At 58.3% G+C, this 13,507-nt stretch carries 6 protein-coding genes, 3 tRNA genes, 3 rRNA genes and 1 pseudogene; 5 read left to right on the top strand and 8 right to left on the bottom strand.

Translation table 11 applies throughout. The features are described 5' to 3' along the window. Position 1 precedes the first annotated feature (1 nt). The 3 genes from urtC (at position 2) to urtE (ending at position 2,809) form a co-directional block, all read left to right on the top strand. Positions 2-1,198, top strand: coding sequence for an urea ABC transporter permease subunit UrtC (gene urtC, locus P5W99_RS29490; RefSeq protein ID WP_434664679.1), 1,197 nt, complete (start codon positions 2-4; stop codon positions 1,196-1,198). Between the two features lie 3 nt (positions 1,199-1,201). Beyond that, positions 1,202-2,053, top strand: coding sequence for an urea ABC transporter ATP-binding protein UrtD (gene urtD, locus P5W99_RS29485; protein ID WP_421027363.1), 852 nt, complete (start codon positions 1,202-1,204; stop codon positions 2,051-2,053). Positions 2,054-2,116: 63 nt separating this feature from the next. Next, positions 2,117-2,809 carry an urea ABC transporter ATP-binding subunit UrtE gene (gene urtE, locus P5W99_RS29480; protein WP_421027362.1) on the top strand — a complete coding sequence of 231 codons (693 nt, stop codon included), beginning with the start codon at positions 2,117-2,119 and terminating at the stop codon, positions 2,807-2,809. 107 nt (positions 2,810-2,916) lie between these two features. Here the strand turns inward: urtE and P5W99_RS29475 are convergent, their stop codons facing one another. After that, entirely contained in the window at positions 2,917-3,183 is a 267-nt protein-coding gene (locus tag P5W99_RS29475) for a hypothetical protein (RefSeq protein WP_421027361.1), read from the bottom strand. 467 nt (positions 3,184-3,650) lie between these two features. On the opposite strand from P5W99_RS29475, the gene P5W99_RS29470 reads away from it, so the two are divergent. Further along, a complete protein-coding gene (locus tag P5W99_RS29470; RefSeq protein WP_434664676.1) occupies positions 3,651-5,651 on the top strand; it encodes an alkaline phosphatase family protein in 2,001 nt (666 codons plus the stop codon). 22 nt (positions 5,652-5,673) lie between these two features. Here the strand turns inward: P5W99_RS29470 and P5W99_RS29465 are convergent, their stop codons facing one another. The 7 genes and pseudogenes from P5W99_RS29465 to P5W99_RS29435 all read right to left on the bottom strand — a co-directional run bounded on the left by P5W99_RS29465 (position 5,674) and on the right by P5W99_RS29435 (position 12,446). Beyond that, the gene (locus P5W99_RS29465) at positions 5,674-6,726 is read right to left on the bottom strand and encodes an IS630 family transposase (protein ID WP_434664674.1); all 1,053 of its coding nucleotides are present in this window, start codon (positions 6,724-6,726) and stop codon (positions 5,674-5,676) included. A gap of 212 nt (positions 6,727-6,938) precedes the next feature. After that, a pseudogene (locus P5W99_RS29460) lies at positions 6,939-7,061 on the bottom strand (ABC transporter ATP-binding protein); the annotation flags it as partial. 130 nt (positions 7,062-7,191) lie between these two features. Next, positions 7,192-7,305, bottom strand: a 5S ribosomal RNA gene (gene rrf, locus P5W99_RS29455). A 169-nt stretch (positions 7,306-7,474) separates the two neighbouring features. Then, positions 7,475-10,354: ribosomal RNA gene (locus P5W99_RS29450) — 23S ribosomal RNA — on the bottom strand. A gap of 292 nt (positions 10,355-10,646) precedes the next feature. Beyond that, positions 10,647-10,722: transfer RNA gene (locus P5W99_RS29445), tRNA-Ala, on the bottom strand. Positions 10,723-10,771: 49 nt separating this feature from the next. After that, positions 10,772-10,848 (bottom strand) — tRNA-Ile (locus tag P5W99_RS29440). Between the two features lie 65 nt (positions 10,849-10,913). Continuing rightward, positions 10,914-12,446, bottom strand: a 16S ribosomal RNA gene (locus P5W99_RS29435). The 16S, 23S and 5S rRNA genes sit together here with 2 tRNA genes alongside, the layout of an rRNA operon. A gap of 474 nt (positions 12,447-12,920) precedes the next feature. On the opposite strand from P5W99_RS29435, the gene P5W99_RS29430 reads away from it, so the two are divergent. Further along, positions 12,921-12,997: transfer RNA gene (locus P5W99_RS29430), tRNA-Met, on the top strand. Positions 12,998-13,507 lie beyond the last annotated feature (510 nt).

Raw genomic sequence — 13,507 nt, 5'->3', positions numbered from 1 at the left:
GATGACCACCGCAATCTCCTCCGTTTCCCCTCATGACGCAACCGACAAGACCCGCGCACCATCGGCAGGCGCTGCGCAAGAAGGCTTCGCACTCGGCCTGCCAGCGCGCCCTCCGCTGCTGTCGCGCCACGCCTGGCTCGCGCTGATCGCGTTGATCGTTGCCGTAGGCCTCGGCGTGCCGTTTTCGGCGCTCGTGCTGCCCGAGTCCAGTGCATTCCATTTGTCCGCGTATGCGATGACGCTGGCCGGCAAGTTCATGTGCTATGCCATCGGCGCGCTCGCGCTCGATCTCGTGTGGGGCTATTGCGGCATCCTGAGTCTCGGCCACGCGCTCTTTTTTGCGCTGGGCGGCTACGCCATCGGCATGTATCTGATGCGCGCGATCGGCCATGACGGCGTGTACGGCAGCGACCTCCCCGACTTCATGGTGTTCCTCAACTGGAAGACCATGCCGTGGTATTGGGCCGGCACGCAGCACCTGGGGTACGCCTTGCTGCTGGTCGTGCTGGTGCCCGCCGCGATTGCCTGGGTGTTCGGCTTCTTCACGTTCCGCTCGCGCGTGAAGGGCGTGTACCTGTCGATCATCACGCAGGCGCTCACGTTCGCCGCCATGCTGCTCTTCTACCGCAACGAAACCGGCTTCGGCGGCAACAACGGCTTCACGGACTTCAAGCGTATCGCCGGGTTTCCGATCACGCACCCCGGCACCCGCACCACGCTCTGCCTGATGACGTTCGCGGTGCTCGTGCTCGCATTTCTCGGGGCACGATTCATCGTCACGTCGAAGTTGGGGCGCGTCGTCACCGCCGTGCGCGACGGCGAAACGCGGCTGATGTTCCTCGGCTACAGCCCGCTCGCGTACAAGCTCTTTGTGTGGGTCGTCTCCGCCGTGCTGTGCGGGATTGCCGGTGCGCTGTACGTGCCGCAAGTAGGCATCATCAATCCGAGCGAGATGTCGCCGGGCAATTCGATCGAAATGGCGATCTGGGTCGCCGTGGGCGGGCGCGGCACGCTGATCGGGCCGATCATCGGCGCATTCGCAGTGAACGGCGCGAAGAGCTTCTTCACCGCGTACTTCGCCGAATACTGGCTGTTCTTCCTCGGTCTCATTTACGTGCTGGTGCCGCTGCTGTTGCCCAACGGGATCATGGGCCTGATCGAATCCCGCCTCGAACGACGCCGCCGCGCGAAGGAATGACCGATGACACCGCACTCCATGCTCCTGAACGAAGACGCATCGGACCATGCGCTCAGCGGTGTGGCGTCGCTTGGCCGGGTCGTCACGCCCGGCGAAATCGACGTCTCGCACGGCGCGATCCTTTATCTGGACGACGTGGTCGTCAGCTTCGACGGCTTTCGGGCGCTCGACGCGCTCACGCTCTCTATCGACGCCGGTGAGCTGCGCTGCATCATCGGACCAAACGGCGCAGGCAAGACCACGATGATGGACGTGATCACCGGCAAGACCCGCCCCGATCACGGCAAGGTGTTCCTCGGCCAGACCATCGACCTCACGCGCATGAACGAGCCGGAGATCGCGCATGCGGGCATCGGCCGCAAGTTCCAGAAGCCGACCGTATTCGAGCAGCACCCGGTATGGGAAAACCTCGAACTCGCGATGAAAACCGACAAGGGCTGGTGGGCCTCGCTGCGCGCACGCCTCGATCGCAGCGCGCAGGCACGCATCGAGGAAACACTCGGCATCATCGGCCTCGAAAGCGCAGCGCGACGCGCGGCGGGCGAGCTTTCGCACGGCCAGAAGCAGCGCCTCGAGATCGGCATGCTGCTGATGCAACAGCCCGCCTTGCTGCTGCTTGACGAGCCCGCCGCCGGCATGACCGACGACGAGACGATGCAGCTTGCCGAGCTCCTGAACCAGCTGCGCGGCACGTGCTCGATGATGGTTGTCGAGCACGACATGGAGTTCGTGGCGGCGCTCGCGGGAGAGACGGGCAAGGTCACCGTGATGGCGGAAGGCCGCGTACTGGCGCACGGCACGCTCGACAACGTAAAGCAGGACGAATCAGTGATCGAATCGTATTTGGGCCGATAGAACACGCACCGAATTCCGTGCGGATGCTCGCGTCGATATCACGCAAAACAGGAAGCCATAACCATGCTGGAAGTCGACGGACTGAACCAATACTACGGCGGCAGCCACATCCTGCGCGATGTGAAGCTGGCCGTGCCGGAAGGCAAGCTGACCGTTTTGCTTGGCCGCAACGGTGTCGGCAAGACTACTTTGCTGCGCTGCCTGATGGGCGTCGTGCAAGCGAAGAGCGGCTCGATCGCCTGGCGCGGCAACGCGCTCACGATGCTGCCCACCTGGGCGCGGGTTGCGCAAGGCCTCGCCTATGTGCCGCAAGGGCGCGATATCTTTCCGCGTCTTTCCGTCGAAGAGAATCTGCTGGTGGGCGCGGCCAGCCGCAAGGCGCCATCGGGCGTGCCGGAGCGCATCTACGATCTGTTTCCGGTGCTGTGGAACATGCGCTCGCGGCGTGGCGGCGATCTCTCCGGCGGACAGCAGCAACAGCTCGCGATCGGGCGCGCGCTGATGAGCGAGCCGCAGCTTCTGATTCTCGATGAGCCGACCGAAGGCATCCAACCGTCGATCATTCAGGACATTGGCCGGACACTGCGCCAGCTCGTCGAAGAAATGGGCATGACAGTACTGCTCGTCGAGCAGTACTACGACTTCGCGAAAGCCATTGCGGACCAGTACTGGGTGATGCGTCGCGGCGAGATCGTCGCGGGTGGCGAAGGGGCTGCGATGGATCAGGACGGCGTGCGAGAACTGATTGCGGTTTGACGCGCTTTGTCAGTTGCGCTGCACCATCCGGCGTCGCGCCACGTGCACCCAGGCAGGCTGACTCGTGGGGCGCTGGACGCGCCCCACGGGGCGAAACACGAAGCGAATCAATGCCCGTGCGCCGCGCGCCAACCGGCACGCTTTTTCGGCTGCTGACCGGGCGCGCCGGTGTGGAACCCTGCCGAGACGATAAAAAGAATCCCGGCGAACGGCCAGACGAAGGTGGCAAAGACAAAGCTGAGCCAATACGCATCTTGTGGAGGGTATGCCTGAAGTGCCCAGATCAGGCACGCAGCTGGCAACATCAGCAGACACAACGCCGACCGGTGAAGAAAAACCGCGGCCCTTGCATTCTTGAGCGTCTCAGCTTGCATGCCTACCTCCATAGGGAATGGCACTGAGACATAGAGTCGCACGGCAACCGCCGCACGCAAACTTGGTGAAATCCCTGACACGCGCTTTTCTACAGAATATGCGGCTATGCAGCAAATATTGGGGCCCGCGCATCAACCAGGCATGACTAATTGATGGGTGCTTCAAAGACATCGCGCGCGAGCAACCAGGCGACCCTGTATCGCGAATGCGAATCCCTGCTTGCCTGGGAGGCATCCCAATCGCCCATGCTGCTGTCGACGAGCGCGACCCGCAGTATTCGAAAGATTCATGAAGGTCAATCGTAGGCACGGTCACATGACCGGCATAAAAGCGCCTTACTACCGTCCCGTCAGCGTCATGCAAGTGGTTTAGTTTTCCAGCCTGCAACACGCCGCAATCATCTGGAAAACCGTACAAACCTCCCCCCAGTCTTGCGAAGAAGTGCAACGCTTCCATGGAGACTCACATGAGCCTGACATCGAGACCGAGACACCCAAGGTCTGCCGCCCCCGCTTTGCTTGCTGCTGTTTCGCTGGCCTCCGCGGCCATCTTCTGCTCCGCAGCGGCCGGCCAGCCGCAGGCGCGCACGGATCCCTCTCTGGCAACGGCAACCCCGATCAAGCACGTCATCATCATCGTGGGCGAGAACCGGACCTTCGACCACGTCTTCGGCGCCTATCAGCCGCGGGCGGGCCAGACCATCTCGAACCTTCTCTCCAAGGGCATCATCAGGGCGGACGGCTCACCCGGACCGAACTTCAAGCTCGCCGAGCAGTACACGGCGAAAGCAACCAATCCCTCACGATTCGACGCCAGCCCCGCATCGAAACAGCCTTATTCGACGCTGCCAGCGCCGAACACGGGATCGGCGCCGACCGCCGCGAGCGACGCGAATCCGCCGCCGTTCGCCACGCTTGCGGCTGCACAGGCGGCAGAGGGCAACGCGCTCGAAGCTGGCGACGTCGTTCATCTGACCACGGGCGCGACAGGTCTTCCAAACGACGTGCCCGATACGCGCTTCGGTGCGAACCTCTATAACTTGCAAAGCGGTCCTTATCAAATTTCGCGCGTCGGCCCGAACTACGACCAGTACATGAACAGTCCGGTCCATCGCTTCTATCAGAACTGGCAGCAAGCCGATTGCAATATCGCGCACGCCACTTCCGCGAATCCGAGCGGATGCAAGATGGACCTGTTTGCGTGGGTTGAAACCTCGGTGGGCGCCGGATCGAACGGCAAGCCGCAGCCCGCCAATTTCACAGACGAGACAACCCACGAAGGCGCTACGGCCCTTGGGTTCTATAACGTCAACACCGACGACATGCCCTACTTCACCGAGCTCGCGCGCCATTACACGATCAGCGACAACTATCACCAGCCGGTGATGGGCGGCACGGGCGCGAACAGCATCATGATCGGCACGGCCGATGCGCTCTATTACACCGACGGCCAGGGCAATCCCGCTACGCCGCCGCAAAACCAGATCGAGAATCCGCGGCCGCAGCCGGGCACCAACAACTGGTATGCGCAGGACGGCTACTCGGGCGGGAGCTATAGCAATTGTTCGGATCCGAAACAGCCTGGCGTGGGCGCAATCCGGCATTACCTCGACAGCCTGCCGTATCGCCCCAATGCCAATTGCGCGCCCGGCTCGTACTATCTGCTCAATAACTACAATCCCGGCTATAACGGCGACGGCACCGTCAATACGAGTGCGTTCACTATTCCGCCCTCCCCGGTGCGCACCATCGCTGACACCCTGCTCGAACGCAGCATTTCATGGAAGTACTATGGCGAAGGCTGGAAGACATTCGTGACCAATCCATCAACCAGTGTCTATTGCAATATCTGCAATCCGTTTCTGTATGAAACGGCGATCATGACGAATCCGGCGCTAGTGGCCGCGCATCTCCAGGATACGAGCAACCTGTATTCGGACATTGCGAACGGGACGTTGCCGGCTGTCTCCTTCGTGAAGCCAGGCGGCCTGCTGGATGGACATCCGGCCTCTTCGAAGTTCGGCCTCTATGAAGCGTTCGTGCACAAGATCATTAATTCGGTTCAAGCGAACCCTGCCTTGTGGGCGTCCACTGCAATCTTCATTACGACCGATGAGGGAGGCGGCTATTACGATTCCGGCTACATTCAACCGGTCGACTTTTTCGGGGACGGGCCGCGCATTCCGCTCATTGTCGTGTCGCCTTACTCGCGCGGCGGCCGGGTGGTTCACGATTACTCGGATCACGTCTCGCTCGTGAAATTCATCGAGCACAACTGGTCGCTGGGACCGATTACGGCGCGCAGCCGCGACAATCTTCCGAACCCGGTTCAGCTTCCTTCGAACCCCTACGTGCCCACAAATGTGCCGGCTATTGGGGACCTGTTCGGTGTTTTCCGGTTCGAACCCGTCAAGCAATCCGGGCTGGAGAATTCAAACGAAGGGGCTGTGGGGATGTCGCCGTTCTGATCACGTCGGCTAGTCCGCTGCGTCATTGAATTGGCACCACTCGAATCCGACGCGAAGGATCGTCATATTTCCACTTGATCGGCTTCGGGTTCTTGTTGTGCTCGCGAATGTAATGCATCAGTTTGCGATCCAGATCCTTCACCGAAGTGAAGATGCCGCGCGCGATAACATCGCGCTGGATGCGCGAGAACCAGTTCTCCACCTGGTTGAGCCACGACGAGTAGGTCGGCGTGAAGTGCAGGCGCACGTTGCGATGCGCATCGAGGAACTCGGCGACCCGATGCGTCTTATGGCTGCTGACGTTGTCGCAGATAACATGGATTTCGCGGCGTTTGGGCTGGCTGGCGACGACGTCGGTCAGGAAGGCCACGAACTGTTCGCTGGTGTGGCGTGCTGCCGTTTTGCCCAACACCTCGCCGGTGGCGGTGTTGAATGCCGCGAACAGACTGAGCGTGCCGTTGCGCTTGTACTCGAAGCCGTGGCTCTCGGCACGCCCCGGTGACAGCGGCAGCATCCGGTCCTTGCGGTCGAGCGCCTGGATCGCGGTCTTCTCGTCCACGCAGAACACCGCTGCGTGCGCCGGTGGGTTCAGGTACAGCCCGATCACGTCGGCCGCCTTGGCCTCGAAATCCGGGTCGTTGGAGACCATGTGCCGCCCCAGCTGCGGCGGTTTGATGCCGTGCTTGCGCCAGATGCGCTGCACGGTCGAGACCGACACGTCGCTGAGTTCTGCCGCGAGTTTGTAGCTGCTCCAGTGTGTCGAACCGTCGGCAGGCCTGTGTTTGAGGGTTCGGTTGAGCACCCGCGCTTCCAGTCTCGCGGGAGGCTGCCTGGGCGCACGCCCGGGGTGCCGGGCATACATGCCGGCCAGCCGCTCACTGAGGAATCGCGCCGACCAGCGCGCGATGAAGCGAGAATCACAACCGAGTGTGCGCATGATGCTGTCACGCGACTCGCCGTCCTCGAGCATCAGGATCAACTTCGCGCGTCGCACGTCCGCCGCACGCACCGTCCGGCTACGCGCCGCCGACAGCAGTTGCTCCCGCTCAATATCTGTCAGATTCATTTTTCCCATGACCTAGATCTGAACACAGACGGGGTGCTAATTCAATGACGCAATCGACTAGTGTTGGCATCGCCGGTCATGGCCAAAAAGCAAAAAGCCCCGCAAGGCGAATCTTTGCGGGGCTTTTCTTCACGTGGGAGGCGACGCTTTATACTGGTGCCAGAGCGGGACTCCAATAACGCCCGCTATCCACTACTGTTAAACGATTCAAAATTTTCTCAGATGGATACAACCGTCGCCGCCAGCGAGTTGCGGTCGTTCGACGACGGCTCCAGCAGAATTGCCTCGGGACGCAACGCTAGCATACGTTCCTTGCCGGCGTCGTCCGATGGGAGCGACCGGGATATTCGCGCCTGCTTGCAGACGTCCTGACGTTTATAGTTTCTGATTCCTGTAATCCGTTCCACGCGCCTAAACGCCAGAACCCCGGCGCTCATTCGGAGTCACCGGGGTTCTGGACATACTGCATGAGGAGCCTGACGATTACCTACTTTCACACGGGCAATCCGCACTATCATCGGCGTGGAGCTGTTTCACGGTCCTGTTCGGGATGGGAAGGGGTGGGACCAGCTCGCTATGGTCATCAGGCATGACGGGTTGCTGCGTCGCACGGGTTTGGGTGAACCTGGCGCCACAGCCAATCGGGAAGAAGCGTAAAGAGGTGCTGTTTCTTGGGGTTGTGTTGTTTCCGGCACAACACCGATCTCTCAACCTGCGCGTCCTTCACTCCACACCGGGAGGAAGACACACCTGTTATAGGATCAAGCCTTACGGGCAATTAGTATCAGTTAGCTTAACGCATTACTGCGCTTCCACACCTGACCTATCAACGTCCTGGTCTCGAACGACCCTTCAAGGGGATCAAGTCCCCGGGGAAGTCTCATCTTGAGGCGAGTTTCCCGCTTAGATGCTTTCAGCGGTTATCTCTTCCGAACATAGCTACCCGGCAATGCCACTGGCGTGACAACCGGTACACCAGAGGTTCGTCCACTCCGGTCCTCTCGTACTAGGAGCAGGCCCCCTCAAACTTCCAGCGCCCACGGCAGATAGGGACCAAACTGTCTCACGACGTTTTAAACCCAGCTCACGTACCTCTTTAAATGGCGAACAGCCATACCCTTGGGACCGGCTACAGCCCCAGGATGAGATGAGCCGACATCGAGGTGCCAAACACCGCCGTCGATATGAACTCTTGGGCGGTATCAGCCTGTTATCCCCAGAGTACCTTTTATCCGTTGAGCGATGGCCCTTCCATACAGAACCACCGGATCACTATGACCTGCTTTCGCACCTGCTCGACTTGTCAGTCTCGCAGTCAAGCACGCTTATGCCATTGCACTATCAGCACGATTTCCGACCGTACCTAGCGTACCTTCGTACTCCTCCGTTACACTTTGGGAGGAGACCGCCCCAGTCAAACTGCCTACCATGCACTGTCCCCGACCCGGATCACGGGCCAAGGTTAGAACCTCAAACAGATCAGGGTGGTATTTCAAGGACGGCTCCATGCAGACTGGCGTCCACACTTCACAGCCTCCCACCTATCCTACACAAACCGGTTCAAAGTCCAATGCAAAGCTACAGTAAAGGTTCATGGGGTCTTTCCGTCTAGCCGCGGGGAGATTGCATCATCACAAACACTTCAACTTCGCTGAGTCTCGGGAGGAGACAGTGTGGCCATCGTTACGCCATTCGTGCAGGTCGGAACTTACCCGACAAGGAATTTCGCTACCTTAGGACCGTTATAGTTACGGCCGCCGTTTACCGGGACTTCAATCAAGAGCTTGCACCCCATCATTTAATCTTCCGGCACCGGGCAGGCGTCACACCCTATACGTCCACTTTCGTGTTTGCAGAGTGCTGTGTTTTTATTAAACAGTCGCAGCCACCAGTTTATTGCAACCCCTTCACCCTCGGAGCGCAGGCTCCTCAAGCTACCAGGGCGTACCTTATCCCGAAGTTACGGTACCAATTTGCCGAGTTCCTTCTCCCGAGTTCTCTCAAGCGCCTTAGAATACTCATCTCGCCCACCTGTGTCGGTTTGCGGTACGGTTAATGTTGAACTGAAGCTTAGAGGCTTTTCCTGGAACCCCTTCCAGTTGCTTCGCTTCCGAAGAAGCTCGCGCCACACCCTTGAATTACGCGCCCGGATTTGCCAAAGCGCCTTCTCCAATGCAGCGACCGGGACTTCCAACACCCGGACAACCTTCCGCGATCCGTCCCCCCATCGCATTCAACACTAGTGCAGGAATATTGACCTGCTTCCCATCAGCTACGCATTTCTGCCTCGCCTTAGGGGCCGACTCACCCTACGCCGATGAACGTTGCGTAGGAAACCTTGGGCTTACGGCGAGGGGGCCTTTCACCCCCTTTATCGCTACTCATGTCAGCATTCGCACTTCTGATACCTCCAGCACACTTTCCAGTGCACCTTCGCAGGCTTACAGAACGCTCTCCTACCATGCACATAAATGTGCATCCGCAGCTTCGGTATATGGCTTAGCCCCGTTACATCTTCCGCGCAGGACGACTCGATCAGTGAGCTATTACGCTTTCTTTAAAGGGTGGCTGCTTCTAAGCCAACCTCCTGACTGTTTTAGCCTTCCCACTTCGTTTCCCACTTAGCCATATTTGGGGACCTTAGCTGGCGGTCTGGGTTGTTTCCCTCTTGACACCGGACGTTAGCACCCGATGTCTGTCTCCCGTGATTGCACTCTTCGGTATTCGGAGTTTGCTATGGCGACGTAATCCGCAATGGACCCATCAACCATGACAGTGCTCTACCCCCGAAGGTGATACACGAGGCACTACCTAAATAGTTTTCGGAGAGAACCAGCTATTTCCAGGTTTGTTTAGCCTTTCACCCCTATCCACAGCTCATCCCCTAACTTTTCAACGTTAGTGGGTTCGGTCCTCCAGCACGTGTTACCGTGCCTTCAACCTGGCCATGGATAGATCACCTGGTTTCGGGTCTACACCCAGCGACTAATCGCCCTGTTCGGACTCGCTTTCGCTACGCCTGCCCTATTCGGTTAAGCTTGCCACTGAATGTAAGTCGCTGACCCATTATACAAAAGGTACGCCGTCACCCCTTGCGAGGCTCCGACTGTTTGTATGCATGCGGTTTCAGGATCTGTTTCACTCCCCTCCCGGGGTTCTTTTCGCCTTTCCCTCACGGTACTGGTTCACTATCGGTCGATCACGAGTATTTAGCCTTGGAGGATGGTCCCCCCATCTTCAGACAGGATTTCACGTGTCCCGCCCTACTTGTCGCATCCCTAGTTCTTCCATTCCGTTTTCGTCTACAGGGCTATCACCTGCTATGGCCGCACTTTCCAGAGCGTTCGACTAACGGTACAGATAAAGAATGCAGGCTGATCCCATTTCGCTCGCCACTACTCTGGGAATCTCGGTTGATTTCTTTTCCTGCGGCTACTTAGATGTTTCAGTTCGCCGCGTTCGCTTCACGTGACCTATGTATTCAGTCACGGATACTCCATTCGGAGTGGGTTTCCCCATTCGGACATCTCCGGATCAAAGCTTGTTTGCCAGCTCCCCGGAGCTTTTCGCAGGCTACCGCGTCCTTCATCGCCTGTGATCGCCAAGGCATCCACCACATGCACTTGTTCGCTTGACCCTATAACGGGTGCGTCTCTCGACTCACTCGCTACAGGCTGAGTTTTCGCGTTGTGCCGTATTCCAAAGCCCTCTTTCGAGGAACTTAAAAATACATCGATACAATCACAACCCTGATTCACCTACTCCACACCCATCTCTAAGTGTGTTTCAGATAAATCTCTTTACTACTTCTTCCTGATTGTTAAAGAACGACAGCCGATACGTTTTCACATACCGCTCTGACTGGCTCAATCGCCAATGCAAAACTCCCTGCATTTAACTGCTCCTGCAGGATGCTGTGCATTAGGGATTGGTGGAGGATGACGGGATCGAACCGACGACCCCCTGCTTGCAAAGCAGGTGCTCTCCCAGCTGAGCTAATCCCCCAGTCATGCATACTCAAGGGGGTTACCAGTCAGCCACCGCGCAGACAAATTGGTGGGTCTGGATGGATTCGAACCATCGACCCCCGCCTTATCAAGACGGTGCTCTAACCGACTGAGCTACAGACCCCTGAGTCTGTCTTTTCTACAGCCGACAAGTGTGAGCGCTTCAATGAACTTCGCAATGAGCTCTGGAAAGGAGGTGATCCAGCCGCACCTTCCGATACGGCTACCTTGTTACGACTTCACCCCAGTCATGAATCCTGCCGTGGTGACCGTCCTCCTTGCGGTTAGACTAGCCACTTCTGGCAAAACCCACTCCCATGGTGTGACGGGCGGTGTGTACAAGACCCGGGAACGTATTCACCGCGGCATGCTGATCCGCGATTACTAGCGATTCCAGCTTCACGCAGTCGAGTTGCAGACTGCGATCCGGACTACGATCGGTTTTCTGGGATTGGCTCCACCTCGCGGCTTGGCAACCCTCTGTTCCGACCATTGTATGACGTGTGAAGCCCTACCCATAAGGGCCATGAGGACTTGACGTCATCCCCACCTTCCTCCGGTTTGTCACCGGCAGTCTCCCCGGAGTGCTCTTGCGTAGCAACTGGGGACAAGGGTTGCGCTCGTTGCGGGACTTAACCCAACATCTCACGACACGAGCTGACGACAGCCATGCAGCACCTGTGTGACGGCTCCCTTTCGGGCACTCCCGGCTCTCACCAGGATTCCGTCCATGTCAAGGGTAGGTAAGGTTTTTCGCGTTGCATCGAATTAATCCACATCATCCACCGCTTGTGCGGGTCCCCGTCAATTCCTTTGAGTTTTAATCTTGCGACCGTACTCCCCAGGCGGTCAACTTCACGCGTTAGCTACGTTACCAAGCCAATGAAGGCCCGACAACCAGTTGACATCGTTTAGGGCGTGGACTACCAGGGTATCTAATCCTGTTTGCTCCCCACGCTTTCGTGCATGAGCGTCAGTATTGGCCCAGGGGGCTGCCTTCGCCATCGGTATTCCTCCACATCTCTACGCATTTCACTGCTACACGTGGAATTCTACCCCCCTCTGCCATACTCTAGCGATGCAGTCACCAATGCAGTTCCCAGGTTAAGCCCGGGGATTTCACATCGGTCTTGCATCACCGCCTGCGCACGCTTTACGCCCAGTAATTCCGATTAACGCTTGCACCCTACGTATTACCGCGGCTGCTGGCACGTAGTTAGCCGGTGCTTATTCTTCCGGTACCGTCATCCCCCCGGGGTATTAACCCAGAGGTTTTCTTTCCGGACAAAAGTGCTTTACAACCCGAAGGCCTTCTTCACACACGCGGCATTGCTGGATCAGGCTTGCGCCCATTGTCCAAAATTCCCCACTGCTGCCTCCCGTAGGAGTCTGGGCCGTGTCTCAGTCCCAGTGTGGCTGGTCGTCCTCTCAGACCAGCTACGGATCGTCGCCTTGGTGAGCCTTTACCCCACCAACTAGCTAATCCGCCATCGGCCACCCCAATAGCGCGAGGTCTTGCGATCCCCCGCTTTCATCCTAAGATCGTATGCGGTATTAATCCGGCTTTCGCCGGGCTATCCCCCACTACTGGACATGTTCCGATGTATTACTCACCCGTTCGCCACTCGCCACCAGGTGCAAGCACCCGTGCTGCCGTTCGACTTGCATGTGTAAGGCATGCCGCCAGCGTTCAATCTGAGCCAGGATCAAACTCTTCAGTTCAATACCTGTTACTGTTTTCTGTCCCTCTCGAGACAGGTCGCTCACTCAAAGCTGACAGGTTCTGAATAAATTCAAAAACCTGACTTACTTTTGTGTGAGACTCTTGATACTTTCGCTACTCCCGGTCATCCCCGAAAGAATCACCAGGTCACGAAACCCATCAAGCGCCCACACTTATCGGCTGTAAATTTTTAAAGAGCAATCGCTCAAAAACAGCGCTTAAATCAGCTATTTTCTCGCGCCCCGCATCAGAAGGGAGGCGAATTATGAAGCCCAATGAACCTCTCGTCAAGAGAATCTCGAATATTTATTTTTGAGGTCCTGACGCGGAATGTGAAGATACGTTGCCGCCTCTCGCGATCTGACACGCATGTCTTCGCCTGAACGTGGCGCGGTGCATATGGCTTGCGGGACTTTTGTGAGTCGAAAGCAAAACATGTTGACCAGAACCAACGATCTCAGTAAACTTCGCGCCGCGGGGTGGAGCAGTCTGGCAGCTCGTCGGGCTCATAACCCGAAGGTCATAGGTTCAAATCCTATTCCCGCAACCAACATCGAAGCCCGCTCCGCGTCAGCAAGCGGGCTTTTTGTTTTTGCTTCTTTTTTTTGGCGGGGTCTATGGCTCGCGAGCGTGGATGCGCGAGCTTGGCCGCCGCACGTCGCCCGCAAAGGCGGCAGCAAGCCGCGAGAACGGTCGCAAGGGGGGGACGCCCCCGAAAGACACCGGCAACGGGATCCACTGATAAACCAGTGTCGATACGCCGCGCCCGCGCCGCAACCGCCCGAATGACAGCCCCCCCCTACTGGCCGCCTGAGCATCCCCATCGACCGGCAGAAATGCGGTCAACCCCGAACCGCTATTGGCTTGCCCCCATTGGCCCCGGTCGGGCACGCTTCAGCGTTCATATGCAACTTGCGACGCCCGCACCTGTTCCCGTGATGGTGCTCATGCGCACGATCGCGGACGGGCTCGGGGGTCGTACGGCCGTTCGGCGCCAGCCGCGCAACGGCCGTGCTTTCCGCCGGATTTCGGGTATATGACCGGCCAGCTACGCACCGCA

It is taken from the genome of Paraburkholderia sp. A3BS-1L, from assembly GCF_051125215.1.
Lineage (GTDB): Bacteria > Pseudomonadota > Gammaproteobacteria > Burkholderiales > Burkholderiaceae > Paraburkholderia.
Note: the sequence above shows the minus strand (reverse complement) of the source record. Positions and strands in the feature narration are given on the sequence as shown.